The organism is Thioclava sp. PTB-PU3-1, from assembly GCF_055666785.1.
The window spans coordinates 188,917-214,996 of record NZ_JBVNVL010000002.1 but is presented as its reverse complement, the minus strand read 5'-3'; the positions used below and the strand labels follow the sequence as shown (position 1 = coordinate 214,996).

Annotated in this window: 31 protein-coding genes; 10 read left to right on the top strand and 21 right to left on the bottom strand. The window is 65.3% G+C overall.

Annotated elements, in window-relative coordinates:
- Positions 1-25: 25 nt before the first annotated feature.
- Genes ACZ7GB_RS06545 through ACZ7GB_RS06520 form a run of 6 tightly spaced genes read right to left on the bottom strand, consistent with a single transcriptional unit; the run spans position 26 to position 5,396 of the window.
- Positions 26-643: a nicotinate-nucleotide adenylyltransferase gene (locus ACZ7GB_RS06545; RefSeq protein WP_078522612.1), complete on the bottom strand. Its 618-nt coding sequence runs from the start codon at positions 641-643 to the stop codon at positions 26-28.
- 50 nt (positions 644-693) lie between these two features.
- Entirely contained in the window at positions 694-1,896 is a 1,203-nt protein-coding gene (locus ACZ7GB_RS06540) for a GGDEF domain-containing protein (protein WP_472158025.1), read from the bottom strand.
- Positions 1,896-2,522: a heme NO-binding domain-containing protein gene (locus ACZ7GB_RS06535; RefSeq protein WP_472158024.1), complete on the bottom strand. Its 627-nt coding sequence runs from the start codon at positions 2,520-2,522 to the stop codon at positions 1,896-1,898. Before ACZ7GB_RS06535 ends, ACZ7GB_RS06540 begins: the two co-directional genes overlap by 1 nt.
- Before the next feature lie 60 nt (positions 2,523-2,582).
- Entirely contained in the window at positions 2,583-4,316 is a 1,734-nt protein-coding gene (locus ACZ7GB_RS06530; protein WP_472158023.1) for a hypothetical protein, read from the bottom strand.
- 51 nt (positions 4,317-4,367) lie between these two features.
- Positions 4,368-5,072, bottom strand: coding sequence for an HAD family hydrolase (locus tag ACZ7GB_RS06525; RefSeq protein ID WP_472158022.1), 705 nt, complete (start codon positions 5,070-5,072; stop codon positions 4,368-4,370).
- 45 nt (positions 5,073-5,117) lie between these two features.
- A complete protein-coding gene (locus ACZ7GB_RS06520; RefSeq protein ID WP_078522607.1) occupies positions 5,118-5,396 on the bottom strand; it encodes a DUF3572 domain-containing protein in 279 nt (92 codons plus the stop codon).
- A gap of 143 nt (positions 5,397-5,539) precedes the next feature.
- Between ACZ7GB_RS06520 and ACZ7GB_RS06515 the strand changes: the two genes are divergently transcribed.
- Positions 5,540-6,934 carry a diguanylate cyclase gene (locus ACZ7GB_RS06515; protein ID WP_472158021.1) on the top strand — a complete coding sequence of 465 codons (1,395 nt, stop codon included), beginning with the start codon at positions 5,540-5,542 and terminating at the stop codon, positions 6,932-6,934.
- 105 nt (positions 6,935-7,039) lie between these two features.
- Here the strand turns inward: ACZ7GB_RS06515 and ACZ7GB_RS06510 are convergent, their stop codons facing one another.
- From ACZ7GB_RS06510 to ACZ7GB_RS06495, 4 genes are all read right to left on the bottom strand, one after another.
- Complete coding sequence (locus tag ACZ7GB_RS06510; RefSeq protein WP_472158020.1) at positions 7,040-7,546, bottom strand: periplasmic heavy metal sensor; 507 nt, start codon at positions 7,544-7,546, stop codon at positions 7,040-7,042.
- A complete protein-coding gene (locus tag ACZ7GB_RS06505; protein WP_078569884.1) occupies positions 7,546-7,968 on the bottom strand; it encodes a hypothetical protein in 423 nt (140 codons plus the stop codon). Before ACZ7GB_RS06505 ends, ACZ7GB_RS06510 begins: the two co-directional genes overlap by 1 nt.
- Entirely contained in the window at positions 7,961-8,545 is a 585-nt protein-coding gene (locus ACZ7GB_RS06500; RefSeq protein WP_078569883.1) for an RNA polymerase sigma factor, read from the bottom strand. The genes ACZ7GB_RS06505 and ACZ7GB_RS06500 overlap by 8 nt, the downstream gene beginning before the upstream one ends.
- 94 nt (positions 8,546-8,639) lie before the next feature.
- Complete coding sequence (locus ACZ7GB_RS06495) at positions 8,640-9,512, bottom strand: EF-hand domain-containing protein (RefSeq protein ID WP_472158019.1); 873 nt, start codon at positions 9,510-9,512, stop codon at positions 8,640-8,642.
- Positions 9,513-9,700: 188 nt separating this feature from the next.
- Between ACZ7GB_RS06495 and ACZ7GB_RS06490 the strand changes: the two genes are divergently transcribed.
- Complete coding sequence (locus ACZ7GB_RS06490) at positions 9,701-10,102, top strand: DUF983 domain-containing protein (RefSeq protein ID WP_078522601.1); 402 nt, start codon at positions 9,701-9,703, stop codon at positions 10,100-10,102.
- Positions 10,095-10,802: an NUDIX hydrolase gene (locus ACZ7GB_RS06485; RefSeq protein ID WP_472158018.1), complete on the top strand. Its 708-nt coding sequence runs from the start codon at positions 10,095-10,097 to the stop codon at positions 10,800-10,802. The genes ACZ7GB_RS06490 and ACZ7GB_RS06485 overlap by 8 nt, the downstream gene beginning before the upstream one ends.
- Here ACZ7GB_RS06485 and ACZ7GB_RS06480 read toward each other — a convergent pair.
- From ACZ7GB_RS06480 to msrB, 5 genes are all read right to left on the bottom strand, one after another.
- On the bottom strand, positions 10,799-11,701 hold the full coding sequence (locus tag ACZ7GB_RS06480) for an EamA family transporter (RefSeq protein WP_472158017.1): 903 nt from the start codon (positions 11,699-11,701) through the stop codon (positions 10,799-10,801). The two genes, ACZ7GB_RS06485 and ACZ7GB_RS06480, sit on opposite strands and share 4 nt — an antisense overlap.
- Positions 11,698-12,213, bottom strand: coding sequence for a lipocalin family protein (locus ACZ7GB_RS06475; protein ID WP_472158016.1), 516 nt, complete (start codon positions 12,211-12,213; stop codon positions 11,698-11,700). Before ACZ7GB_RS06475 ends, ACZ7GB_RS06480 begins: the two co-directional genes overlap by 4 nt.
- Positions 12,201-12,551, bottom strand: a complete 351-nt coding sequence (locus ACZ7GB_RS06470; protein ID WP_078600439.1) for a hypothetical protein — start codon at positions 12,549-12,551, stop codon at positions 12,201-12,203. The genes ACZ7GB_RS06475 and ACZ7GB_RS06470 overlap by 13 nt, the downstream gene beginning before the upstream one ends.
- A complete protein-coding gene (locus ACZ7GB_RS06465) occupies positions 12,551-13,597 on the bottom strand; it encodes an aldo/keto reductase (protein ID WP_472158015.1) in 1,047 nt (348 codons plus the stop codon). The genes ACZ7GB_RS06470 and ACZ7GB_RS06465 overlap by 1 nt, the downstream gene beginning before the upstream one ends.
- A gap of 97 nt (positions 13,598-13,694) precedes the next feature.
- Positions 13,695-14,135 carry a peptide-methionine (R)-S-oxide reductase MsrB gene (gene msrB, locus ACZ7GB_RS06460; protein WP_472158014.1) on the bottom strand — a complete coding sequence of 147 codons (441 nt, stop codon included), beginning with the start codon at positions 14,133-14,135 and terminating at the stop codon, positions 13,695-13,697.
- Between the two features lie 120 nt (positions 14,136-14,255).
- Between msrB and ACZ7GB_RS06455 the strand changes: the two genes are divergently transcribed.
- Both ACZ7GB_RS06455 and ACZ7GB_RS06450 read left to right on the top strand, forming a co-directional pair.
- Positions 14,256-15,878: an acyl-CoA dehydrogenase family protein gene (locus tag ACZ7GB_RS06455; protein WP_472158013.1), complete on the top strand. Its 1,623-nt coding sequence runs from the start codon at positions 14,256-14,258 to the stop codon at positions 15,876-15,878.
- 53 nt (positions 15,879-15,931) lie between these two features.
- Complete coding sequence (locus tag ACZ7GB_RS06450) at positions 15,932-16,420, top strand: cupin domain-containing protein (RefSeq protein ID WP_078548781.1); 489 nt, start codon at positions 15,932-15,934, stop codon at positions 16,418-16,420.
- Between the two features lie 16 nt (positions 16,421-16,436).
- Here ACZ7GB_RS06450 and ychF read toward each other — a convergent pair whose 3' ends face one another.
- Complete coding sequence (gene ychF, locus ACZ7GB_RS06445; protein ID WP_078600446.1) at positions 16,437-17,534, bottom strand: redox-regulated ATPase YchF; 1,098 nt, start codon at positions 17,532-17,534, stop codon at positions 16,437-16,439.
- 115 nt (positions 17,535-17,649) lie between these two features.
- On the opposite strand from ychF, the gene ACZ7GB_RS06440 reads away from it, so the two are divergent.
- Both ACZ7GB_RS06440 and trpA read left to right on the top strand, forming a co-directional pair.
- Positions 17,650-18,066, top strand: coding sequence for a VOC family protein (locus tag ACZ7GB_RS06440; RefSeq protein ID WP_347429851.1), 417 nt, complete (start codon positions 17,650-17,652; stop codon positions 18,064-18,066).
- A 106-nt stretch (positions 18,067-18,172) separates the two neighbouring features.
- Positions 18,173-18,964 (top strand): tryptophan synthase subunit alpha, encoded by a 792-nt coding sequence (gene trpA / locus ACZ7GB_RS06435; RefSeq protein ID WP_078522591.1) that lies wholly within the window; start codon positions 18,173-18,175, stop codon positions 18,962-18,964.
- A 26-nt stretch (positions 18,965-18,990) separates the two neighbouring features.
- Here trpA and ACZ7GB_RS06430 read toward each other — a convergent pair whose 3' ends face one another.
- On the bottom strand, positions 18,991-19,785 hold the full coding sequence (locus ACZ7GB_RS06430; RefSeq protein ID WP_078522590.1) for an ABC transporter permease: 795 nt from the start codon (positions 19,783-19,785) through the stop codon (positions 18,991-18,993).
- Between the two features lie 220 nt (positions 19,786-20,005).
- Between ACZ7GB_RS06430 and ACZ7GB_RS06425 the strand changes: the two genes are divergently transcribed.
- Complete coding sequence (locus ACZ7GB_RS06425) at positions 20,006-20,608, top strand: GcrA family cell cycle regulator (protein ID WP_472158012.1); 603 nt, start codon at positions 20,006-20,008, stop codon at positions 20,606-20,608.
- Between the two features lie 71 nt (positions 20,609-20,679).
- Here the strand turns inward: ACZ7GB_RS06425 and ACZ7GB_RS06420 are convergent, their stop codons facing one another.
- Positions 20,680-21,945 (bottom strand): OmpP1/FadL family transporter, encoded by a 1,266-nt coding sequence (locus ACZ7GB_RS06420; protein WP_472158011.1) that lies wholly within the window; start codon positions 21,943-21,945, stop codon positions 20,680-20,682.
- A 235-nt stretch (positions 21,946-22,180) separates the two neighbouring features.
- Between ACZ7GB_RS06420 and rimO the strand changes: the two genes are divergently transcribed.
- Positions 22,181-23,566, top strand: coding sequence for a 30S ribosomal protein S12 methylthiotransferase RimO (gene rimO / locus ACZ7GB_RS06415; protein WP_078522587.1), 1,386 nt, complete (start codon positions 22,181-22,183; stop codon positions 23,564-23,566).
- A complete protein-coding gene (locus ACZ7GB_RS06410; protein WP_472158010.1) occupies positions 23,563-24,033 on the top strand; it encodes a CAP domain-containing protein in 471 nt (156 codons plus the stop codon). The genes rimO and ACZ7GB_RS06410 overlap by 4 nt, the downstream gene beginning before the upstream one ends.
- Positions 24,034-24,036: 3 nt before the next feature.
- Here the strand turns inward: ACZ7GB_RS06410 and ACZ7GB_RS06405 are convergent, their stop codons facing one another.
- From ACZ7GB_RS06405 to ACZ7GB_RS06395, 3 genes are all read right to left on the bottom strand, one after another.
- Complete coding sequence (locus ACZ7GB_RS06405) at positions 24,037-24,798, bottom strand: ion channel (RefSeq protein WP_078522585.1); 762 nt, start codon at positions 24,796-24,798, stop codon at positions 24,037-24,039.
- 112 nt (positions 24,799-24,910) lie between these two features.
- A complete protein-coding gene (locus ACZ7GB_RS06400) occupies positions 24,911-25,462 on the bottom strand; it encodes a hypothetical protein (RefSeq protein WP_472158009.1) in 552 nt (183 codons plus the stop codon).
- Between the two features lie 276 nt (positions 25,463-25,738).
- Positions 25,739-26,071, bottom strand: coding sequence for a hypothetical protein (locus ACZ7GB_RS06395; RefSeq protein WP_078569869.1), 333 nt, complete (start codon positions 26,069-26,071; stop codon positions 25,739-25,741).
- Positions 26,072-26,080 lie beyond the last annotated feature (9 nt).

Sequence of the window (26,080 nt, the reverse complement as noted above, 5' to 3'; positions counted from 1 at the left end):
GAGCGTAGCGCGCCCCGCACCGTCTTCAAGCGGGTGTCGATGCCCGCCAGCCGCCTTTCTCGCGAATTTCCGTGGAGGAAAGAGACGACATCGGAATGTTGACGAAGCACCAGCGCGGCGCCGGTCCGTCGAGGAGGCGCTGCGAGGCGACCGCGGGCAATTCGGCCCCCGCATAAATGCGCGCCGCGCGTGCCCAGCGCCCCGGCATCCGCCAGCCCGGACGCGCCAGCACACCGACCGGCACGCTCTCCATGATCGTCCGCCAATGATCCCAGCGGTCGAATTGCACGAGGTTATCGGCCCCCATCAGCCACGCGAAATCCACGCCGGGATAGAGCGCGCGCAGCCGCGTTATCGTGTCGGCCGTGTAACGCGTGCCGAGTCGCGCTTCGAGGTCGGTCACCACGACGCGCGGATCGCCCCCAAGGCTCGCCCGCGCACTCGCGATCCGCTGATCGAGCGGCGCGGGCCCATGCGCCTTGAGCGGGTTGCCGGGGCTCACGATCCACCAAACCCGATCAAGATTGAAGCGGCGCAGCGCCTCACGCGTGATCAGGACGTGACCTTCATGCGCCGGATCGAACGACCCGCCCAGAAGACCGATGCGCTGTCCGGCGCGGGCATAGGGGAAACCTTGTCTCATGCGCTGCCCTTACCCGAAGGCGACCGGTCAGGAAAAGAGCGTTTGTGCGGCTAAGGCGCAGCGCCGGGTGACGTCGCCGGCCCATCCTCGACGTTTTCGACAGACCCGGACCCGAAACGAAGACATCCGCGCCCTGCGGTCTTCGCGGCATATGTCGCCCTGTCGACATCGTTGTGCAGCGCCTCGATGTCGAGGTTCTCGTAGTCGCGCGACGACACAGCGCCGAGCGATCCGGACACCAGACATTCCTGCCCCCGATACCATTTCGGCGCTTCGAGCTGTTCGATGATGCGTGCGGCGAGCGCGCCAATCTCCGCGCGGCTCGGATTACCGCGCAAGAGAACGAGGAACTCGTCGCCGCCCATGCGCGCGACCAGATCACCTCCGCGCACGCTTTCGCACAGGTTGCGGGCCACCAGTTGCAACACGAAATCCCCCGCCGCATGGCCTTGCGTGTCATTGATCGTCTTGAAGTGATCGAGGTCGACCTGCAGCAATGCGAAATTCGCCAGCCCGTTCGTCGCGTGGTCGACGGCCCGCGCAAGCGCCTGCGCCATGGCCCGGCGGTTGGCGAGTTTCGTCAACGGGTCGCTCAGCGCCTGATCCTCCGCCGCTTTGCGCGCCTGATCGAGCCGCCCGGTCAGAGCCCGCAACTCCTCCAGCACGAGCGATTTCGCTTCCTGCAGATACAGCATTTCCATCGCGAGATCGGCGGCGGAGAAATCATGTTCGGTCAGGTCGAATTCCGCCACAAGTTCGCGCAGGTGAATACCGAAGCTGAAATTGAGGAGCATATCGCCCCCCGCCTGCGTCGGCGCGCGCCCCTGAACTGGTGGACCCGTGTCGCTCACCAGCGCGCCACGCAGGCTTACCTGTGGGCGCATGCGAAGGGTGACATGCAGCATCTCCTCCGCCGTCATGGCCCCGAGGGAGCGCCCGCAGCGCCCGATCTGGCAATCGCAATCAATAGCACCGCAACTTGAGCGCAATTCCTTCGGGCACATTCGCACCGCCCCGCCGCGCCGCGCGACCGAGAAAAACCGCGAGAACGGCGCGCCGACGATCTGGGCTTCCGGCACCCCCAGAACCTTGCGCAACGTGCGCCCGACCCCAAGGATGCAGGCCCGCTCGTCGAGCCAGAGAAACATCGGCAAAAGCCCGGTCAACAGCGCCAGCCAATAGGCGTGCGCGCCCCGATCGGCGGGTGGCTGCGCGGCCAGTCTCGTGACAGCGTTCTCGCCCGGCACGCTCATCAGACCTCACCAATCATGCGCGCGAGGGCGAACTGGCGCGCCTCGGCATGGGTGGCGTCGAGCAGTTGGATCGTCACGGTTTCCCCCCTCGGGTCGGGATCGCGCAGATCGCGCCCGGCGACACGCGGCGGCACCTCTATCAGCGCGAGGCTGCCATAGTCATCCGCCATCGCGCGCAGGATCCCCGCCAGCACCGCCCCCCATCCCGGCAGATCCGCGGCGACGCGCAGACGGAACTGCCCCGGCTGGGTTGCGACCAGATGCAGGTCCGGCAGCTTGAGATCGGGAAGCGCCATGCGCGCGCGGTCATTCAACTCGTTGAGCGAGTTCAGAAAACCGCGATAGTCGCAGCCGCCGTAACGCAACAGCCGCCGCACCGCTTCGCGGCTGCACAGATGCGCCCCAAGGTCTTCCAAAAACTCGGATCGCGCCCGCCCCAACTCGTCGCAGGCGGCATCGATCAGCCGCAAGGTCTGCGCATCGTCATATTGCAGCAGGGGCTCATAGCTCTCGCGCTCATAGCTCTCGCCCGGCAAATCCGCGCGCCGCCGCACACGCGCGCAGAGCACCGCCCCGTGGGTGTCGGTCAGAAACGCCTCGATAGAGCGGTTGATCAAGCCGAGCATGTGTCCTCCTGATCGCCACGCTAGCGATCAGAAGTTAACAAAGCTCCAAACTCGCCCGGCTCAGCGCGACAGCGGCAAAAGACGCAGCCCACCGGCCTCAAGCGCCATGATCCCGCTCGGGGCCAGCTGCATCTCACCACGTTTGATCGCGGCGATGACAGGGGCCAGATCGACGCGGAAGCGCGGCTCGCCCTGCGCATCGACGACGCTGCCCCAACCGATCGAATCCCACGCGCCTTTCGACTGCCGCAGCACGTAGATCGCATCGCGGTCGGGCAGATGCAGCAGCACCATCGCCTCGTCGCCGGGAACATCCGAAAGAAAATCGGCCTCAATCAAAGCGCAATTCGCCGCCGCCCCCTCGGCCGAGGCGCAAAGCCCCGCCGCAACCTCGGGCGCGCGCGCGCGGATCGCATCGAGCAGCGCATCCTCGGGCGCTTTCGCACCGGGGGGCAGCACGAGATCCCGGCGCAGTTGAGCGCGCGCGGCGCTGGCACCCTCCGCCCCATCCGCAGACGGGCTCAAACGGGCCAAGGCCGTCGCGAGCGCGCGGTCATCACCGGCTTGGGTTTCCAACTCCGCGAAGGCCGCCTGCCCGGCAAGCCCCCAGTGGTTTTTCAAAGCGTAGAGCGGCAAAGCCCCCGCCGTGATGCGCCCTTCACGGTACAGCGCCAGTTGCGAGCGCGCAGCCACCCCGTTCGCATCCAGCACCGGCGTCAGCCATGCCAAAGCGGCAAGCAGCAGGACACCCGCCATGGCGATATTGATCCGCCGCAAGCGCACCATCCAGCCGCGCCCCAGCAGCACCGACCCGGCATATCCCAGCGCATAGCCCGCCAGAAGCACGATCAGCACCGCCTGCGCCACGCGTCCCGGGGTCCAGCCTTGCGCCGTGACGCTTTGCCATCCGGTCCAGACCGCCGCCCCGACCAGCACGGGCAGCACCAGCGCCAAGCCTTGAGCCGACAGCCGCAAGACTCGCGCCCGGACGGCACTTTCATCGTCGCGCTCAATGCCGATCGAGATCAGCGTCACCGCCGCCGCGGCCATCGCCAGCAGCGTCTCGATCTGCGAGAACCCGATCAGCGAGACCTCCCCGCGGCGCGCAATGAACCCAGCCACAAAGATCACCGCGACCAGAAGCACAGGCGGCAGCAACAGCCTCAGAAGCCGCAGGATCAGGGTCGGAGAGATCATCTCCTCCAGCTCGGTCACCACTGCCAGCCCGAGCCCGAGAATGCCGCCCGAGACTATAAAGGCGAACAGCTTCTCCCGCAGAAGCTGGCGCAGGAAATCGAGGTCCACACTCTCGAGCAGGCGCGCCGAGAGGTACAGCACGAGCCAGACCATCCCGAGGAAAATACACGCGGCGGCATAGCGCACCACGATATTCCAGGCATGCAGGAACAGCGCCGGATAGTCGTTCCAGGCGCGCCCGCCGCCCTGCGCCACGGCCATCGCGAAGGGCATCGGCAGCATCGCCAGAACCGAGAGCGCGAGCAGCTCGTAAGGCATATATCCCGCCAGCGACTCGCTCGCAGCATAGCCAAGCGACGCCCACCATCCGAGCAGCGCAACCGGAACCGCAATCAGCGCCGCCGCGCCGAATGCCTTGCGCCATCCGATCTCACCCAGCATCGCAAGCGCGGTCGCGAAGAACACCGTGCCCAGAACCGACACGCCGAATTGTCCGTGCGCGTCAATCGGAAGCCGTTGCTGCAACTGGTTATCGAGCGCCCAGAAGAACATGCCCGCCAGCAGCCCGAGCAGAATATGTTGCAAACGTAGTTGCATGCGTCCCTCTCCTGTCTTGCGCGAGGCTCCTCGCGCGTCTGACGCGTCGTGCTAGCCCGCGCGCTGTGCGAGCCAGTCGGGAAGCCCCCCGATATGATCGAGCACCGCATCGGCGAGCGGGGCCAGATCGGCCCGCTCCGCCGGTCCGCTCAACACGCCGATCGCAATCATGCCTGCCGCACGCGCCGCGTGCAGGTCATGCTGGCTGTCGCCGACCATCACGACCTCGGCCGGGTCCAGCCCCAGCGAATCCGCGAAGGCCAGAAGCGGGCGCGCCGTGGGTTTCGCCCCATGCCCGCTGTCATAGCCGATAATCAGGTCGAAAAGATCGGTGATGCCCGCCTGCGCGGCATGTGCCCGCGCAGAGGACTCGGCATCGTTCGTACAAATGCCCAGCTGCAATCCGCGTCCGCGCAGATCGGACAGAAGCGCTGCAAGCGGCACCGGCTCCACCAGAGGCACGTCATGCGCCGCCTGCTCCAGTTCGAGCACCAGATCGTCGAGCGACCGCCCCGGAAGATGCGGCAACAGCAGTTCCGCCGCCTCCCGAACCGTGCCCGCGATCACCGGCGAGTGCGGCTCGAATTCTATCCGCTCGAGGTCGAACCCGATCGCCGCGGCAAGCCTACCAGCCTGCTCGGCATCCTTCGCCAACGCCTCGATCTGCAGCTTCGCCCACGCGCCCCATGTCGCGTCGAAGTCGAAAAGCGTACCGTCCTTGTCGAACAGCACCGCCCGTATCTTGCCGCCTGCCATCTGCGATCTGCCTCCCTTTGCGGGCAGATTGCCTAAAGCTGCGCGTCAGGTCCAGTGGCGCAGATCGCCGCGCCCGAGGACCGCGCGCGCCTGCATCAGCGCCTCGGGCTGCACACCAAGGTCCTGCGCGCAATCCAGCACCACCTGATCGTCCTGCAGAACATGGTCGAGAACCCCTGCGAGGAAGTCCGGATCGCTCGCCTGCGTCCGCAAATCGTCCACGCTGGCCCCGGAATTGGCGAGGAACGCGCCGATCAGATCTTCGCGACCGGCAAGCCAGCCGAGGGTCTGCAACGCGAGCGTATGAGCGTTTTCTTGCCGCATGACGGGTCCTTCTCTGTCGGGGAGAAACGCTTTGTTAACCTATCGACCGCTAAGGTCAAGAAAAGGCGCGATGAGAAGCTGGCGCAGTCGGGAACCGCCCGATGCAAGCCGCACCGCGCCGGAGGTTGAAGGAGTAGCGTTATATGCCGGGATCGATCCTCATCGTGGATGATGTGGCGACCAATCGCATTGTGCTTAAGGCGAAGCTGACCGGCGCGCGCTACAACACGCTGCAAGCCGCAAGCGCGGCGGAGGCGCTCGCCCTCGCCGCGGCGCAACGGCCCGGCCTGATCCTGCTCGACGTCGCCTTGCCCGACATGACCGGAGAGGGCCTCATTGCCCGGTTGCGGGCGAACCCGCGGACCCGGCGCATCCCGATCATCGCGATGACGGGGCGCGACACGCCGGAACTGCGCGTGACGCTGCTGCAGGCCGGGGCGAATGAGGTGCTGGCCAAACCCTTCGACGAACTTGTCCTGCTCGCCCGACTGCGCAGCCTGATACGCGCCCATGTCGGCGACGAGGATTCGGCGCTGCGCGAACAGACCTGCCGGGAACTCGGTTTCGCGGAGGCCGCGAGCGACTTCGTCCCTCTCGCGCGGATCGCTCTGATCGCGCCCAGCCCGTCCGAGGGGCTGCGCTGGAAATCCGCGCTCGCGCCCCTGCTGACGACGAATCGGATTTTGCTGACCAGTTACGACGAGCCCTGCGGCGACGATCCCACCCGTCGCACCCCCGATCTATTCGTGATCGGCGCAGACCTCGCGCAGCGCGGCGATGGGCTACGGCTGATGTCGGAATTGCGCTCGCATCCCGAAACGCGCCATGCGGCGATCCTGATCGCCAGCCAGCCCGACGCGCGCGAAACGCAAGCCAGCGCGCTTGATCTGGGTGCGGATGATCTGCTGCCCGCCGAGATGTCGACACCGCTCGCGGCAAAGGAAGCCGCACTCAGGATTGGTGCGCAGCTCCGCCGCAAGCGCCTCTCGGATCAGTTGCGCCTCTCGGTCGATGAAGGTCTGCGTCTTGCGCTGGTCGACCCCCTGACCGGGCTGCACAATCGTCGCTACGTGAACGCGCATCTGTCGCGCATGTCCGAGCGCGCGCGCCGCAGCGGGCGTGGCTATGCGGTGATGCTGCTCGACCTCGATCGGTTCAAATCAGTGAACGACACCTATGGCCACGGCGCGGGTGACGAAGTGCTGGCGAGTATCGCCAGTCATCTGCGCCAAAGCCTGCGCGACGTCGATCTGATCGGCCGCATCGGCGGCGAGGAGTTTCTCGTGGCGCTGCCCGACAGCTCTCTGGTCGAGAGCTGCCGGATCTCGGAACGGCTCCGGCACGAAATCGCACAGAGCAAGATCACGCTGCCCGACGGACGAATGACGCAGGTCACCATTTCGATTGGCCTCGCCTTCGGCGGCACGCGCCATGACGATCCGCAACATCTTATCGACGAGGCCGATGCGGCGCTTCTCTGCGCCAAGGGAAGCGGTCGTAACCAAGTCTCCCTCGCCCAACACACAAACGCGGCCTGACCCGAAATAGCAGGGTCACGCCGCGCATGGGCAGGTGATGAGACTGAGGGCTGGCGAATTTCCAAACGGCAATGGTCATGCCCTCTTGGGCCCGTCCGCCTGACCTCAGGGCTTGGGCTTTGGGGTGTCCTCACGGTCCTTTTTGCGCTTGTCGAACCGCGCCGCGCCCTCGCGCAGACGCTCGGCAAAGCTATGCCGCGACTCGGCGCTCATCGCATCAAGCCGGTCGAGGATCAGCTGCTCGCCGATATCGACCCGCTGCACCGTCCGCGCCTTGTGTCGCTCAAGCAGCTCGGCCACCTGCGCACGATCCCAGGGCTTCGCGTCGATCGCAGCGATCAGCGCCGTCATGTCGCTGCGCGCCTGCCGCCGCATATCGCGGAACTCGGAGCCGCGCGCCTGCGCCGCCTTGCGCAGCGCATCACGATCTTCCGGGCTCAGCGCCCCGGTAAAAGCGCCGAGGCTGACATCGCCCACCACCGGACGAGGCGGATGCCGCTCATGCCCAAGCCAGCCACCGATGAAGAACCCCAGCAACAGCAGGTTCAGCACCACCGACCCTATCAGCGCCCAGCGCAATCCCCGGCCATTTCGCGTCTCGGCAGCCGCCATCAGAACCCTCCTTCATCGGCGAAGGCGAAGGTGTCGCCCTCGGGTAGCAGGTTAACCGTGCCGAGGCTTTCGGTCGTGCTGCTGGCGTAAAACGGGCTGAGCGCGCCGATCTCGTCGGCCCCCACGAAGCCGATCCAGACCCCGGCCAGAGCGGCCGTGACCAGACCGCCCATCGGAGCCCAGCCGCCGAACGCGCCGCGAAGCGCGTCCCAGATACCGGCCAAGACGTCAGGCTTGTCGGACGCTCCAGCGGGGCCGGGACGCGCGAAGCCAGCTTGCTCCGCTTCCGCATCGGCCAGAACCCGGGCGAGGAACCCCGCCTCGGCCTCGGGCCCGCCCGCCGCGCGCGCCTCGCTGAACAGCTGCTCCAGCGCCGCGTCGTCGAACGCGTCCGTCTCCCGATCCATGCGTTTGTCAGTCATCGCCAAACCCCAATTTCTCTCGCTGCCCCCGAAGCAGCTTGCTCAAAGCGCGTTTTCCACGCGCTGTCAGACTTTCTACGGCCTCGACGCCAGTTTCCATCGCGGCAGCGATCTCGGGATTGGACAAACCGTCGATATGTCGCAGTGTCACCGCAATCCGCTGCCGTTCCGGCAATTGCTCCAGCGCCGCTTCCAGCGCTGCCAAACGGTCGCGCGCGATCAACTCGTCCAGCGCGCTCGCGCGGTCATCGGCCACCTCTGGCGCCTCGTCCAACCCCACGCCGCGGCGCTTGCGCAGCCGGTCCGTCGCGAGGTTGGCCACCACCCGGTAAAGCCAAGTCGAGACCTTCGCCTCGCCGGCGCGCCACTCCGGCGCGATCTTCCAGAGCCGCAAGAGCCCTTCTTGCGCGACGTCCTCGGCCTCGGCCGCATCGCGCAGATAGCGATAGGCGAGCCGGTAGGCCAAGGGCCCGAAGCGCAGCGTCAACGCCCGCGCCGCCGCCGGGTCGCCCTGCGCGTAAAGCTCCAGCAGAGCCTCGTCCGAAGCCTCGTTCATCGCATCCAGTGCCATCGTCATTCCGTCAAAGGCCTAGCCTGCTTTCACTGCGCATGCAATTTGACATGCAGCCGGGGCGCTTTTCCGCGCCCCGGCTTTTTTCACTGCTCGAAACTCAGTTCGTGGAGCGGCCCGAGCCATCCGCGGGTCCATTGCCCGGACCTTGACCTTGGCCAGCCCCGGCGCCCGGCTGCATCGGCGGCGTGCCCTGCGGGCCTTGGCCGTTCGGCCCCTGCCCCATCGGACCCTGACCCATCGGGCCTTCGCCTTGCATCATCCGCCCGTAGCCGTCGCGGTCGCCGTTCCACCCCATACGGTCATGGCCATGGCGATCCCCTTTGCCCATGCGGTCATGGCCGTGGTAATCGCCTTTGCCCATCCGTCCATGGTCGCGGCGGTCGCTCATCCGCTGCATGAAGCGTTTCGCCATCTGCATCTCGTCGGCACTGATCGCCCCGTCATTGTTGCGATCCATCCGGTCGAACATGCGCGTCGGCATCGGATGCGCCATCAGTTCGGCGGCCGACAGCTCCCCATCGCCATTGCTGTCCTGCGCGGCGAAGCGCGCTTTCACGCGGGCTTCGATGCGGGCTTTCACCTTGGCCATCTCGGAATTGACGAGCTCCTCCTGAGAAATCATCCCATCGCCATTGGCGTCGAGCGCCTCAGCGTCAGCAGCTCGCTTGGCCTGGATTTCCTCCATCGTCACCTGACCGTCGCCATCGGTGTCGAAGCGACTGATGTCGAAGCCGAAGCCGCGCCCGTCTTGATCGCGCATCGCGCCGGGCTTCATGTTCTGCCCCATACCATTGGCGGGGCCATTGCCAGCACCGTTGCCCGGTCCGTTGCCCGGCCCATTCCCCGGCATGACTTGCTGTCCCTGCGCCTGGTTGCCGGTCTGGTTCTGCGCCACCACCGGCATTGCGAGGGTGATCGCGCTGCCCGCGAGGATTGCCGCGACGAGGGTCTGCCTGTTCATGACTTTCATTCGAAACTCCTGTTCTCGCTCCCACGGCACATCTCGCGCCGTCGATGTCTAACCAAACGAGGCGCCCGCAGCATTCCGTCGCCAAACTCACGCATCCGTGATAGACCCGCCGGACTTTCCATCCGCCCCGGCTGCCGCCATACTGCCCTGCGAACGGGCGGAGAGAGACCGCCACAAGGGAGAGCGCAATGCAGTCGCATGACGAGTATCACGATGACCGCCCGCTGGGCCGCTCGATCGGGCGGGGCCTGCGCTGCCGCTGCCCGGCCTGCGGCAAGGGGCGGATTTTGCACAGTTATCTCAAGGTGCGTGATACCTGCCCGGCCTGCGGCGAGGACCTCTCGCATCAGCGCGCCGATGACGGCCCCGCCTATCTGACGATCCTGATCGTCGGCCATCTCGCGATTCCGATGATGGCGGCCTATTTCATCGCCTTCCGCCCCGGACCGTGGGAGATGATCTGGATTTTCGGCATCGGCTCGATGGTGCTCTCGGCTGTGCTTTTGCCGCTGATGAAGGGGATGCTGGTGGGCATCCAATGGTCGCGCCGGATGCATGGTTTCGGCGAAGGCGAAATCGTCCATGACTGACACGCGCCCCCCGGTCGACAAAACCGCGCTACGCGACGCGGCCAGCGTGATCGTCCTGCGCCGTGACGCGAATGCGACGCCGAGCGTGTTGATGGGCCAGCGTGGCGCTGGAGCCGCCTTCATGCCGTCGAAATACGTCTTTCCGGGCGGCGCGCTCGACGCCACGGATTGGGAGGTGCCCTTCGCCTCTCCCCTGCCCGCGCCCGATCACGCGCGGCTCGAGGCCGATGCGCCCGCAGGGATCGGCGGGGCGCTGGCCGCCGCCGCTCTGCGTGAGCTGTGGGAAGAGACCGGGCTGGTGCTGGGCGAGAAAACCAGCTGGCCCGGCGCGGTGCCCACCGATTGGCAGGGCTTCGCCGATCTGGGCTTTCTGCCCTCGGCGGCCAATCTGCATTTCGTGTTCCGCGCGATCACGCCGCCGGGCCGCCCGCGCCGCTTCGATGCGCGGTTCTTCCTGATCGATGCGGGCGCGATCCAGGGCGATCTCGACGATTTCTCGCGCGCCTGCGACGAGCTTTCGCATCTGCATTGGGTGCCCCTGCCCGAGGCGCGTGCGCTCAACTTGCCCTTCATCACCGAAGTGGTTTTGGCCGAAATCGCCGCCCTCGTCACCACCAAACACGCGCTTGGCACGCCGCATTCGGTGCCGTTCTTCGACAATCGCGGGCCGCGTTCGGAGTTCCGGCGGATCGGGCTTTAAAGTCCCGCCAGCACAATAACGATCAGCGACACCACGACGAGCGCGATGCCCGCCCCTTCGCGCTTGTGCAGCCGCTCGTGGAAGACCAGCGCCGAGGCGAGCAGCGTGAAGACGATCTCCACCTGACCCAGCGCGCGCACGAAGGCCGCGTTTTGCAGCGAGAACGCGGTGAACCAACCCGCCGAGCCCAGAACGCCGGTGATCCCCACCAGCACCGTGCGCCGCCACGCGCCGAACACGCGGGTCAACTCGCCCGGCTCGCGCAGCCGCAGATACAGCCCCATGCCGAGCGATTGCGCGAAGGTCGCGCAGGCCAACGCGACGATGGCGCGGGCGAAGAAGTCGAGCGGCTCCAGCTCCAGCGTCGCGCCGCGATAGAAGATCGACGACAGGCCGAACAGCGCCCCCGCCCCGACGCCGTAAAGCGCCGCACGCGGGGTGAAGCCGCCTTCGGGCGGTTTGGTCAGGAACAGCACCCCCGCCAGTCCGATCGCGATCCCGATCCAGCCGATGGGCCCGACAAATTCGCCGAGGATGATCGCGGAGAACAGCGCGACCTGCACCGTCTCGGTCTTGGTGAAAGCCACGCCCACCGCGAAATTGCGCAAGCCGAACAGCGCGACCGTCAGGAAGGTCGCCGCCACCTGCGCCGCCCCGCCCGCGATGACGAAACCCCAGAAAGGCCCGCTCAGATGCGGCCATGGCGTGTCCGTCGCGGCCAGAAAGCCCAGCGCCGTTACAGCCGCGAGCGGAAAGCCAAAGAGAAAGCGTGAAAACGTCGCGCCGCCCACCGAGAGCTGCGCCCCCGCCAGCAGCTTTTGCAACATGAAGCGAATGGTCTGGACGGCCGCCGCGAACAGCGTCACCCAGACCCAGAGATGCACCGGCGCGTCGGTCACTTACTGACCCGCGTCATGTCATAGCCGTTGAAATCCATGACATCGCGCGCCGCCTTGATCAGATCGGGCCGTGGCGAGGCCTGCCGCGACAGGATCATCCCCCAGCGGCCCGAAGGTGTGCCAAGCACCGCAACCCGATAATCGAAATCGACCCAGAGCACCCAGATCGGCTCGCCGCCGAACGCGTCCTTCGCCAGCAGTCGCCCGCCCGGCCCGGTTAGCGTCACGGTCTCGTCGACGGCGGCAGGCTTGATGGCGCAATTCGTGCCGCGCAGCCGGTAGGTGCTCTTGCCGTCCCACGCCCAGTTCTGCGTGCCCGAACACCCCGGAATGCCGCTCTCGACGACATGCCATTCGCCGCCGAAGCGCTGCGGGTCGAAGAGCGACGCCGAAGAGATCAGCGCGCCCGGTTTGCGCAGCGACGCGGTCTCCGGCTGGGGCGCACAGCCTGCGAGGGTCAGCGCGAGCATCCCGCCCAGCGCAGCGATCTTCGCCCAGCTCATTGCACGCATAGCTGCATCGGGTAGCCCGCCTCGCTCATCACCTCGTTGCACCCCAGAAGGGGCGTCACCGGCGCGCAGGTCTTCGAGCGCGCGAGGCATTCACCCTCGCACTCGCTGCCCGCCTGACAGCTCTTGCCGCTATCGGAGGTCATCTTAACGCAGATGAACGCCCCGTCGCGCGCGAGCCATTTGCCGCCGCGCGCGACGCATTCGAATTTCCCGGCATCGATCTTCTCCTGCCCGACCAGCGGCAGTTGCTCCGCCGTATCGGTCCCGTCAGCAGGGCCGAAGGGATTGCAGCCCGCCAAGGCGAGCGCCGCACACAGAAAGATCGACGCCCCGCGCATCAGTAGGGCATCGGGTAATGCTTGTGGAGCTCGGCGATCTTGTCGAGCAGCTCCTTCGGCAGTTCCACCCCTTCGGCGTCGAGGTTCGGCTTGAGCTGATCGACAGAGGTCGCGCCGACGATCGGGATCACCGGGAAGGGACGGCTCATCACCCAGGCAATCGCCATCGTCACCGGGTGAAGATCGAACTCCTTCGCAAGCGCGACATACCGGTCAGCGATCTCGAAAGCGCGCGGATTGGCGCGCCCGCCGAGATTGTTGACCAGCGACCGGCGGGTGTTGTCGGGGATCACGTCGCCCGAATATTTGCCCGTCAGGATACCGGCGGCGAGCGGCGAATAGGCCAGCAGCGTCACTTTCTCCTGTTGCCCCAACTCCCCCAGATCGAGGTCGTAGTAGCGGCACATCAGCGAATATTCGTTCTGGATCGTCTCGACGCGCGGCCCTTTGCCCGCCTCGGCCAGTGCCAGCCATTGCGCGGTGCCCCAGGCGCTCTCGTTCGACAGGCCGAATTCGCGGATTTTGCCCTCTTTACGCAGATCTTCGAGCGTCTCGAGACAGGCGCTCATATCGTCGAGCACCTCCTGCTTCGAAGGCTGCTTCGACGGATCGAAGCGCCACGTCTTGCGGAAGTGATAGGAGCCGCGATTGGGCCAGTGGAACTGGTAAACATCGATATAATCCGTCTGAAGACGGGTCAGCGAATCCGTGACCGCCTGACGGATCCGGGTCGGGCTGATCTCGGGGCCGCCCTCAATCGCGTTCGAGCCCTCGCCGGTGATCTTCGTGGCCACCACCAGATCGTCGCGCTTGCCGCGTTTGGCCAGATAAGTGCCCACGATCTGCTCGGTCCGGCCCATCGTCTCGGCCTTCACCGGGTTCACCGGGTACATCTCGGCCGTGTCGAGGAAATTGACCCCGCGGTCGAGCGCGAAATCGATCTGGTAATGGCCCTCGGCCTCGGTGTTCTGGCTGCCCCAGGTCATCGTCCCGAGACAAATCTCGGACACCATGATCCCGCTTTGACCAAGTTCCAGCTTGCGCATGCCCGCGCCCCCTTTGTCATATGATGTTGCGCGGACCCTGCCACCGGGCCGCGGGAAGGTAAAGGCCCCTGACCCGGTGCTTCGCTTGACGTCGTGCTTACTCGACCCTGTCCATGTAGTCGCCATAGCCCTCGGCCGCCATCTCCTCGTAAGGCACGAAGCGCAGCGAGGCGGAGTTGATGCAATAGCGCAGACCGCCCTGATCGCGCGGCCCGTCGGGGAAGACATGGCCCAGATGGCTGTCGCCGTTTTTCGAGCGCACCTCGACCCGGGTCATGCCGTGGCTGGTATCGGTCAACTCTACGACATGATCGTCGATCAGCGGCTTGGTGAAGGACGGCCAGCCGCAGCCCGCGTTGTATTTGGTCGAGGAGGCGAAAAGCGGCTCGCCCGAGACCACGTCGACATAGATGCCTTTGGCGGCGTGGTTGTCATATTCGCCGGTGAAGGGCCGCTCGGTGCCGTTTTGCTGGGTGACGCGATATTGCTCGGGGGTGAGCTTCGCGATCGCCTCGTCGGATTTCTGCCAGTTGCTCATGATGGGTCTCCCTTTTGGGCCTGATCTAGGCGGCGCGCGGGCTTAGAAAACCCCTGCCGCCGCGTTTCGCTCGCATGTTCTACGGCGCAAGCCTACCATCCGGATCAGGAGGAGCCGACCATGACCACACCCGATCCCCGCGCCGATCTGCCCACCCACCGCGTCGAGAACCAGCCGCCCGCGCGCGGCGACGTCGATCTGTTCGGGACGGATGCGCCCCTGCGCGAGGCCGTCGCGCGGGCGGGCGGTCAGGCGGAGAGGCTGTCAGATTACAGTCAGACCCTCGGCACCACGGAGATGCGAGAGGCCGGGCGCGACGCGAACCGCTACCTGCCGGAGCTGCGCCTGTTCGATATGGGCGGGCGGCGGCTCGACGAGGTGCGCTTTCATCCCGCCTATCATCGCTTCATGGAGGCCGGGATCGGCGCGGGCTATGTCGCGCTGCCGTGGGAAGGCGCGAATGGCGGCCATGCCACCCATGCCGCGATGGTCTATCTCGCGAGCCAGATCGAACCCGGCAGTTGCTGCCCGATGACGATGACCTATGCCGCAGTGCCCGCGCTCGAAGCCACGCCCGAGATCGCCGCACTCTGGCGTCCGAAACTCACCGCGCGCAGCTACGATCCGCGCGTGCTGCCGGTGGGCGAGAAGACCGGCGCGACGCTGGGGATGGCGATGACCGAGAAGCAGGGCGGCTCGGACGTGCGCGCGAACACCACGCGGGCCGAGCGCGCAGACGGGCATTGGCGGCTGACCGGGCATAAGTGGTTCTGCTCTGCGCCGATGTCGGACGGCTTCCTGACGCTGGCGCAGACCGAAAAGGGGCTCAGTTGCTTCCTCGTACCGCGCTGGCTGGAAGGCGAGCGCAACGCGATCCGCATCCAGCGGCTGAAGGACAAGCTGGGCAATCGCTCCAACGCGTCTTCCGAGATCGAATATGAGGGCGCGGTGGCCCATCTTCTGGGCGAGGAAGGCCGGGGCGTCGCGACGATCATCGAGATGGTGCACCACACCCGGCTCGACACCGCGCTCGCGCCTGCGGGGCTGATGCGCGCCGCGATTTCCGAGGCACATCACTGGGCGACGCATCGCGCTGCCTTCCAACGCCGCCTGATCGACCAGCCGCTGATGCGCGCGGTGCTGGCCGATCTGACGCTGGATTGGGAAGGCGCGCTGACCTTGGGGATGCGAGTGGCGCAGGCCTTCGACAGCACGCGCCCCGAGGATCGCGCCTTCGCCCGGATCGGCGTGGCGCTGGCGAAATATTACGGCAACAAGCGCTGCCCCGTCGTGACCTATGAGGCGATGGAGGTGCTGGGCGGCATCGGTTACGTCGAGGACACGCCGATGCCGATGCTCTATCGCGAAGCGCCATTGAACGGCATCTGGGAGGGCTCGGGCAATGTGATCTGTCTCGACATACTGCGCACGCTGGCGAAAGAACCACTGGCGGCGGAGATGCTGCGCGCGGAGCTGGACGCGGCGCGCGGCACCGATCCGCGCTACGACGCGGCGCTGGCCGATCACCTCGCCCGCTGGCCAGCGCTCCCACCCGAGGCCGAAGCGCGCTGGTTCGCGGAACGGCTGGCACTGCTCCTGACCGCGTCGCTGCTGATCCGAAATGCACCTGCGGCGGTGAGCGACGCCTTCGTCGCGACGCGGCTTGCGGGCGAGGCGGGCCGGACCACCGGGGCGATGGCGGGCAGCGATGTCTCTGCTATCCTGGGCCGGATCGCTGGCTGAGACTGCGGAAGCCTCCGGCGGGGATATTTGGATCAATGAGAAGGAGAGGCGCGATGAGCGAAGACCGGTATCTGATCCGGGCCGATGAGATCGCGGCAATGGAAGGGCTGGCGAAGAAGCATTTCCTCAACCCGAATGCGCGGCGGATCAACAAGAGCCTTGGCGACGCGACGGGGCTGACGGGGATCGGGGTGCATATCATCGAGGTGGAGCCCGGCTGCGAGACCACCGAGTTTCACCGCCACCACCATGAGGACGAGGCGATCTTTGTGCTGAGTGGCGAGGCGACCGCGCGGATCGGCGAAGAGCGTCACGCGATCGGGCCGGGCGATTTCATCGGCTACCGCGCGGGCGGCGCGGCCCATACGATCGAGAATACCGGATCGGAGCTGTTGCGGCTGCTCGTCATGGGCCAGCGCTTGGGCCATGACGTGGGCGACTACCCCGACCTCGGCAAACGGCTCTATCGCAATGCGGGAATGGCGTGGCAGATGGTGGAGGCCGACGCGATCACGGAGGTCACGGCGGGGGCGAAGAAGTAACGCCCCCAGCCGAGGTTCACGCGTTGAACAGGAAGTGGAGGACGTCGCCGTCTTTCACTTCGTAGGTCTTGCCCTCGACGCGGAACTTGCCCGCCTCTTTCGCGCCCGCTTCGCCCTTGTTGGCGACGTAATCATCGTAGGAGACGGTCTCGGCGCGGATGAAGCCGCGTTCGAAATCGCCGTGGATGACGCCTGCCGCCGCCGGGGCCAGCGTGCCCTTGCGGATCGTCCAGGCGCGGGCCTCTTTCGGGCCGACGGTGAAATAGGTCTGCAGGCCGAGCAGGTCGTAACCCGCGCGGATCAGGCGGTCGAGACCGGCCTCTTCCAGACCCATCTCTTCGAGGAACATCTCCGCTTCTTCGGCGTCGAGCTGCGAGATTTCCTCTTCGATCTTGGCCGAGATCACGACGGTGCCCGCGCCCTGCTCGGCGGCCATCTTCGCCACGGCCTCGGATTTCGAGTTGCCGGTCGCGGCGGAGCCTTCCTCGACATTGCAGACATAGAGAACCGGCTTGGCGGTCAGCAGCTGCAGCATATTCCACGCCTTGCGGTCGTCCTCGGACACCTCAACGGTGCGCGCGGGACGGCCAGCCTCCAGCGCCTCTTTCGCCTGTTCCAGAAGGCGCATTGCCTCTTTCGCTTCCTTGTCGCCGGATTTCACCTTGCGAGCGAGGTTCGCGATACGCTTCTCGAGGCTTTCGAGATCGGCGATCATCAGCTCGGTCTCGATGGTCTCGGCATCGGCCACCGGATCGACGCGCCCCTCCACATGGGTCACATCGCCATCTTCAAAGCAGCGCAGCACATGGGCGATGGCATCGACTTCGCGGATATTGGCGAGGAACTGGTTGCCCAGGCCCTCCCCTTTCGAGGCGCCTTTCACGAGGCCTGCGATATCGACGAAGGTCATGCGGGTCGGGATGACCTCTTTCGAGCCTGCGATCTGGGCCAGCGTGTCGATGCGCTCATCGGGAACGGCCACTTCGCCGACATTCGGTTCGATCGTGCAGAAGGGGAAATTCGCCGCCTGCGCGGCCGCCGTTTTGGTCAGCGCGTTGAAGAGGGTGGATTTGCCCACGTTCGGCAGACCCACGATACCCATCTTGAAACCCATTTCGCCCTCCTGTTTGTGGCTGCGCGCTTCTTATTCATTGGCCGCCCCCGGTGCAAGCGCGCGCGAGGGCAGGAATCGTGATAGGCTGGCCTTCTTGTTCAGGGAGGTGACCGCAATGAGTTTCGAACCCTACATCCACTTTCAGGGAAACTGCGAAGAGGCGATGCGCTTCTATGCCGACCTTTTCGGCACCGAGCCGCCCTTCATCATGCGCTATGGCGATATGCCCGAGGCCAGCGAAGGCATGAGCGAGGCAGGCAAGGCGCGGATCATGCATGCGCTGATCAAGCTCGGCGATGGCGCGCTGATGGCCTCGGACTGGCCCGAGGGACGCGATCGTCCGCAAAGCTCGGTCTCGATCTCGCATGTCTCGAAAAGCCGAGAGGCCGCGAAGGCGATCTTCGAGCGGCTGCTGGATGGGGCCGAGGAGGTCATGATGCCCTTCGACGACACGTTCTGGGCCGACGGGTTCGGGATGCTGCGGGACCGCTTCGGCACGTCGTGGATGATCAACGGCCCGGCAAAGATGTAGGCGCAGGCCGTCTGGGACGTCGCCGCCGCGCGCGAGACCGCGCGCGAGGCATTGATTTTCCCGCCCTCTTCGCGCAAACCGCTTCGGGACCAGCCGGAGGGACGCCATGACTCGCATCGACGCCAAATTCGCCAGCCTCAAGGAAGAGGGCAAGAAAGCCTTCGTCTCCTATATCATGGCGGGCGACCCGGATCTGGAGACCTCGCTCGAGGTGATGAAGGGCCTGCCGGCGGCAGGCGTCGACATTATCGAACTGGGCGTGCCCTTCACCGATCCGATGGCCGACGGTCCGACGATCCAGCTGGCGGGCCAGCGCGCGCTCGACGGTGGGCAGACGCTGCAGAAGACGCTCGATATGGCGGCGGAGTTCCGCAAGACCGACGACACCACGCCGATCGTGCTGATGGGCTATTACAACCCGATCTATTCGCGTGGCGTCGATCGCTTCCTCGAAGACGCGAAGGCTGCCGGGATCGATGGGCTGATCGTGGTCGACCTGCCGCCCGAGGAAGATGTCGAGCTTTGCATCCCCGCGCAGGCCGCCGGGATCAACTTCATCCGCCTCGCGACGCCGACGACCGATGACAAGCGCCTGCCGAAAGTGCTGCAGAACACGTCGGGCTTCGTCTATTACGTCTCGGTGACGGGGATTACCGGTTCTCAGGCCGCGCAGGCGACCGAGGTCGGCCCGGAAGTCGCCCGGATCAAGGCGAAGACCGATCTGCCGGTGATCGTGGGCTTCGGCATCACGACTCCCGAAGCCGCAAAGACCATCGCGGGTGTGGCCGATGGCTGCGTCGTGGGCTCGGCCATCGTGAAAGAGATCGCCGAGGGCAAGCCGGTGGCGGAGGTGCTGGACTTCGTGAAGGGCCTCGCAGGCGGCGCGCATTCGGCCTGAACGGCCACGCGCCGCTTAAGCGCGGCTCAGGGCTTCATGCGATAGCCGATGCGCAGCCAGTACCAGCCAAGCCCCAGAACCAGGACCAGCGCGGCGCAGATCACGGCCAACCCGTGCCACGGCGAGGCGTCCGATACGCCCAGGAAGCCGAAGCGGGCCATGTCGATCAGGTAGAAGACCGGGTTGTAATGGGTCAGGATCTGGAAGGCCGGCGGCAGCGCCTTGGCCGAGTAGAAGGTGCCCGACAGGAACGACAGCGGAGTGATGATGAAGTTGGTGATCGCCGCCATCTGGTCGAACTTGTCGGCGAAGACGGCCGCCAGAATGCCCAGACCGCCAAGGAAGGCCGCGCCGAGCACGACCGCCGCAATTGCCCAGAACGGATGCGCGATCCCCTGCCCCAGCACCGCGAACAGCCCGAGCCAGATCACCACGGCCACGATCAGCGCCCGCGCCACCGCGCCGGTCAGATAACCCACGAGGATTTCCCACGGCGCAAGCGGCGGCATCAGCGTGTCGACGATATTGCCCTGCACCTTCGCGATCACGATCGAGCTGGACGTGTTGGCAAAAGCGTTCTGGATCACCGTCATCATCAGGATGCCCGGCGCGATGAAATGCAGGAAATCGACACCCAGAACGTCGGCGCGGTTGCGCCCGAAGGCCAGCGCGAAGACGGTCAGGAACAGACCGGCGGTGATCAGCGGCGCCAGCACCGTCTGCTGCCAGACCGCGAGAAAGCGGCGAATCTCGCGCCACCCCAGCATCCGCAGGCCCATCCAGTTCACCGCGCCAAAACGGCGCACGCCGATCTCGTACATCCTGATACTCCCGTTGTTGCCCGCTCCCTACACGCTCGCGGCCCGCAGCTCAACGTAGCCCGCGCACAGCTGGTTTCCCGCTTGCGCACTGCTCCGGACGTCCTCGCGGGCCTTGAAAAGCGGGCCTCGCGATTGTATCTCTGCGCTCTCCCGCTAAAATAGGGATTGAAACTGGAATGGCCTGCAAGACGAACTTGCAGGAAACCAAGGAAGGATGCCCATGTCCTGGACCGATGAACGCGTCGAATTGCTCAAGAAGATGTGGACCGAAGGCCAGTCGGCCAGCCAGATCGCGAAAGAGCTGGGCGGTGTGACGCGCAACGCGGTGATCGGCAAGGTGCATCGCCTCGGCCTGTCGAACCGCACCGGCGGCGCAGCAGAGCCCGCGAAACCCGAGCCGAAAGCCAAGCCCGAGAAGGTCGAGGCGAAGGCCGAGAAGCCCGCCGCGCAGCCCGCAGCCGAGGCGCCCGAGCCCAAGCCCGCCGCGAAACCGGCAAGCCCCGCGCCCGCTCAGGCTGCAACGCCTTCGGTCTCGCCTGCGCGCAAGGCGATCATCCCCGCCGGTCAGCCGCTTCCGCCGCAGCCCTCCGCCAACGAGATCGACCCGGCTGCACTCGCCAAGGTCGGTGAGGTCGAGAAACACGCCAAGAAGCTTGGCCTGATGGAGCTGACCGAGCGCACCTGCAAATGGCCGATCGGCGACCCCGCGACCGAGGAATTCTGGTTCTGCGGCCTTCCGAGCCAATCCGGCAAACCCTATTGCGAGGCCCATGTCGGCGTCGCCTTCCAGCCGATGAGCTCGCGCCGCGACCGTCGCCGCTGAGGCAACCGCGATACGAATGACGAAGGGCGCCCCGCGAGGCGCCCTTTTTCTTTGGTCGGTTGGTCGGAGGGTCAGAACCGCCGGGTCCAGCCCACCGAGGCCGAGAACTGATGCATGTCCAATTCGACATCGCCGCCGAACATGCCCGGCCCTTTGACCTTATGCGGCGCAACGTAGTTGATTGCGAAATCGAACGTGTCGCGCTCGTTGAGCTTCTTCGCCCCGCCGAAGCTGAAATGATGCTCGACCACACCGGGGGCGAGCACGCCCAGCATCACGTCCTCCTTGCCGATCGGGTTCGTCGCGTAGGCATAGCCCGCGCGCCACGTCATATCCGGCGTCTGCTGCCATTCCGCGCCGATCCGGACGACATCCACATCGTCCCAGCCAAAGCCCGCGCCGCCCTTGGCCCCGAAAAGCCCGTTGGTATTGGAGTTCCCGACCGCAGCGATATTGCTGTAGAAGATCCGCTGGTAGTCCAGCATCAGCGCCAGATCGCTGCGCGGCTTGAAGGTGACGCCCGCGCTGATCGAAGCGGGAATGTCGAAACTGCCGCCATCCTCGAAAAGCCCGGCATACTTGTCGAATTTCGACATCTTGAACCGGGTCTGCCCCGCGACGCCTACCGTGATCTGCGGCGAAATCTCGTATTTCATACCGGCGCGCAGGCCGAACCCGGTGGAGATGTCGTAACCTCTGCCACTGAAATTGCTGGCATCCGTCGTCATCGGCCCGAACAACGCAGGATTCAGACCGCGCGCCGCGAACCGTTGTGCGGCGAAGGTCGGCGCGATGCCCCAACTGAAGTTCCCGTCCTTGCGCCCGTAGCCGACCGAGACGAACATCTGCATCAGATCGACGCCCGCCTTCCCGTCGCAGAAAATCCCGGAATCGCCCGGCGCGGCCGCGCAGTTCGGGTTCGCGACATCGGGATAGCTCGTATTCATGCCGCCATTGCCATAGACCATGACGTTCAACGCGCCGCCGCCTTCCAGCGGGCGGTTATAGCCGAAATTCGGGATCGCGAACCATTCATGCCCCGAATCCGCCCCGCCATCGGGCAAGGGGAAGGCCCCGTTTGCGTCAAATCCCCGCCGCGGCGAGAACGCCTCGAGCCCGAAGGTCATCGCGTGGCCGATATCGCCGATATTCGCGGGGTTGATCGCCGCCGACATCGGGTCGACCGAATAGGCCACCCCTGCCCCGCCGACACCGCGCTGCGCGGGTCCGTAGGCAAGGGCGAAGTAGCCCTCGGTCGCGCTTGCGGCACCTGGAACGCCCAACGCCAGGCACAGCGAAACCGCCCCCGCAAAACGGGGTAATTCAAACTTCTTCATTAGTTTCCTCCCTCTGAGCCGGTTTGTCGCGCAGGCAGGCTCTCCCTTCCCCCCTGCGCCTCGGCTGTGCCGTTCGAAAAACAGCTTCAAATATTCAACTTTAAACATACCTGATCTGGCAAGTGTTTTCTCGTTTGGCGCGAGTGGGGCCGAAATCCGCCTCTCATGCCACGGGAATACCCCCCGTCACGCGGGGGGCTTTTCGGAACGCTCTGCAAGGGCTATATCGCGCGCCATGAGCACAAACCCTCCGAACCTGCGTCCCGATCTCGCGCCCCGCGCGCGCATCACGGATGCCCCCCGCCCCGGTCAGCCGCTGATCGGGATGGTCTCGCTTGGCTGCCCCAAGGCACTGGTCGACAGCGAACGCATCCTGACGCGGCTGCGCGCCGAGGGCTACGCGATCTCGCCCGATTACGCGGGCGCGGATGCGGTGATCGTGAATACCTGCGGGTTTCTCGACAGCGCCAAGGCGGAAAGCCTCGAGGCGATCGGCGAGGCGCTGAATGAAAACGGCCGGGTCATCGTGACCGGCTGTCTAGGCGCGGAGCCCGAATACATCACCGGCACGCATCCTTCCGTGCTCGCCGTGACCGGCCCGCATCAATACGAGCAGGTTCTGGACGCGGTCCATGCCGCCGTGCCGCCCGATCCCGATCCCTTCGTCGATCTTCTGCCCGCCGCCGGCGTGAAGCTGACGCCGCGCCATTACAGCTACCTGAAGATTTCCGAAGGCTGTAACCACAAGTGCAAGTTCTGCATCATCCCCGACATGCGCGGCCGCCTCGTCAGCCGCCCGGCCCATGCGATCGTGCGCGAGGCCGAGAAGCTCGTCAGCGCGGGCGTGCGTGAACTGCTGGTGATCAGCCAAGACACGTCCGCTTACGGCGTCGATATCAAACATGCCGAGGAGCGGGGCCACCGCGCGCACATCACCGATCTCGCCCGTGATCTGGGCTCGCTCGGCGCGTGGGTGCGGCTGCATTACGTCTACCCCTACCCGCATGTGCGCAACCTGATCCCGCTGATGGCGGAGGCTCAGGAAAACGGCGGCGGCGTGCTGCCCTATCTCGACATTCCGTTCCAGCACGCGCACCCCGATGTGCTCAAACGGATGGCGCGGCCCGCGGCCTCGGCCAAGACGCTCGACGAGATCGCGGCATGGCGCGCGGCTTGCCCGGATATCACGCTGCGCTCGACCTTCATCGTGGGCTATCCCGGCGAGACCGAGGACGAGTTCCAATATCTGCTCGACTGGATGGACGAGGCGCAGCTCGACCGCGTCGGCTGCTTCCAATATGAAAACGTCGAGGGCGCGCGCTCCAACACCCTGCCCGATCACGTGCCTGACGAGGTGAAACAGGATCGTTGGAACCGCTTCATGGAGAAGGCGCAGGCGATTTCCGAGGCGAAGCTGCAAGCCAAGGTCGGCTCGGTGCAACAGGTCATCGTCGATGCGGTCGATGCCGAAGGCGCCACCTGCCGCACCAAGGCAGACGCGCCCGAGATCGACGGCAACCTGTTCATCGATGAGGATTTCGAGAATCTCAGCCCCGGTGATATCGTGACGGTCGAGGTCGATGAGGCCTCGGAATACGATCTCTGGGGAAGGCTCGTTTGATCCGCACTCTCGCTTTGCTCGCATTGCTTCTCGGCCTGCTGCCTGTCGCGACGCAGGCTGGCGCATGCGCCATCGATGCCGCTCAAGGGCGCGAGATTGCGCAGGCGACTTCGCAACAACGGCAAGCCCAGGGGCTGAACGCGCTCGCGATGGATCCGCAATTGACGCAGGCCGCAGCAGCGCAAGGCTGCGACATGGCCCGCCGCGGGTTCTTCGAACACAAGGGCTCGGACGGATCGACCCCGCTCAGGCGGGCGGCGAAGGCTGGCTTCCGCGCCTGCCTGATCGCCGAGAATGTCGCGATGGGCCAGCGCGATCCGGGCGAGGTGTTCGACGCCTGGATGCATTCGCCCGGCCATCGCCGCAACATCCTGCTGCGCGGCGTGACCCGGATCGGCGTGGCGGTCGTGCCCCGGCGCGACGGCAAGGGCCCGTGGTATGTGATGGTGCTCGCGAAGCCCTGCTGAAGCTCAGGTCAGCCCTTCTGTGTCGATGTGGATGACCTCGCCGCAATGTTTGCAGTGGATCGCATCGGCATCGTGCAGGCTCAGCCCGCAGGTCGGGCACTCATGGCGTACCTTCGTAGGCCGGAACAACACCTGCGCGAGCCGCAAGAACAGCGTGACACCAAAGATCATGATGGCGACCGAGATCATCCGCCCCCATTCACCCTTGGGCGTGATATCCCCGAACCCCGTCGTGGTCAGCGTGGTCACGGTGAAATAGAGCGCGTCGGCATAGTTGGAAATCTGCGGATTGATCCGAACCTGCGTGGCATAGATCAGCCCCGTCATCACGAAAAGGAACACGCCCAGATTGATGGCGGCGACGATGATTTCCTGATGATGGCGGAAGAATTTGAAGTCGTGACGCAGCCGCGCCATGAGCTGATAGGTGTGCAGCAAGCGCAACGTCCGCAGAATCCGCAGAAAGCCCAACCCCTCCCCTGCGATCGGCGCGAGGAACGAGCCGATCGCAATGATGTCGGCCCATGTCGCCGCACGGGTCCAAAAGCGGACCTTCTCGCCTGAGATCGCGTAGCGGGCGAGAAAATCCGCCACGATCACGACGCCGATCACCGCATCGATGACTTCGATCGTGACCGTGTGCGGGAAGAAGGAGGTGACGATGACGAAGAGGATCGTGGCAAGATCGAAGGCCAGAAGCGCGTAGCGAAACGCATGGGCGCGGCGGGAATCCTCCTCGTAGTAATGGTGCAGCGTCTTGAGCATCGTCTCTCCCATCGTCTTCGCTCAGGGATACAGGCTTTGAACGCCCTGTCAAAGCGCATGAAAAAGGCGGCCCCGAAGGACCGCCCTTTTCGTTGAGTCAGCTCATATCAGCTCATTGGGCGCTGGGCGCGAACAGCATCATCGCGGGCTGCGACGAGGCGCCTTGGGTCACGATGTAATTGGCGTCGCCGTAACGTCCGCGCTGCACGTCATGTTGGATGCGCTGGAGCTGGGCCACGGTGTAATCATCGGGGTTGAGCCCAAGCTGCTCGGCCATCTGGGTCTTGCCCGGTGTGGTCTCACCAAGGCCGGGACCGCCCAGCTGCCGGTCCGCGTGGCTGCGGTAATAGGCGAGCTTGGCGACATCGCCATTGCGGGCCGCGTGCAACATCTTCTGCAACTCGTCCACCGAATATTGCGTGGGATCGACATTGTTCAGGCCGGGGAAGGTTTGCAGCTGGGCCGCGATCTGGGTCTTGCCCTGATTGGTCGCATTGACGACCATCGACGACGCTTGGGGTTGCGGCGTCATCGAAGGGGCGATGACACCCAGATCCGTACCATTGTCGGCGCCGACTTGGGTCGTGGCGGCCGAGGCGATCCCGGCGGAGCCAGCGGTCAGTGCGAGGGCTGCGATAGCGGTGGTCAGAAGATTGCGGGTCATGATGAATTCCTTTCATCAGCAGGTTAAATTCCAGCGGCACCATCTGGCGCCGATGACCCCGACATATGAGCCCAATCATCGCACAAAAGGCCGTTTTGGCCCCGCCTCGTGTTCACTCAAACACATATACACAGGGAACTCTCATCCAATCCGGATTCCGTGAAGTGACTGGAATACAAAAGGAAATCTATTTTCTCGAAAGAAATTGGTACGATAGCCCGGACATAGAAACGGCCCCCAGAGGGGGCCGTTTTCGGTCAGAAGACTGTGTCGATCTTACGCGTCACGGCCCATCACGGGCTGCGGCGCCACGTCAACCGGCTGACGGTTGGTGTGGTTGATGACGAATTTTGCCTCTTCGCGGTTACCGTTACGCAGCGCGTTCTGGATGCGGAACAGTTCAGCGGTGGTGTATTCAGCCGGGTTCAGGCCGAGCTGGGCTGCGATCTGAGCTTTGCCGGGGGTCACTTCACCAACAGCCGAGCCTTTGCTGGCCGAGGAGCTTTGCGACATCGACGGTGCGATGGAGCCGTAGCCGTCACCGCCGGCAGCGGCCAGCGAGGTGCTCAGGGCGAGGGCGAGGACCGAAGTCGTGATCAGCGTTTTCATTGTTACTCT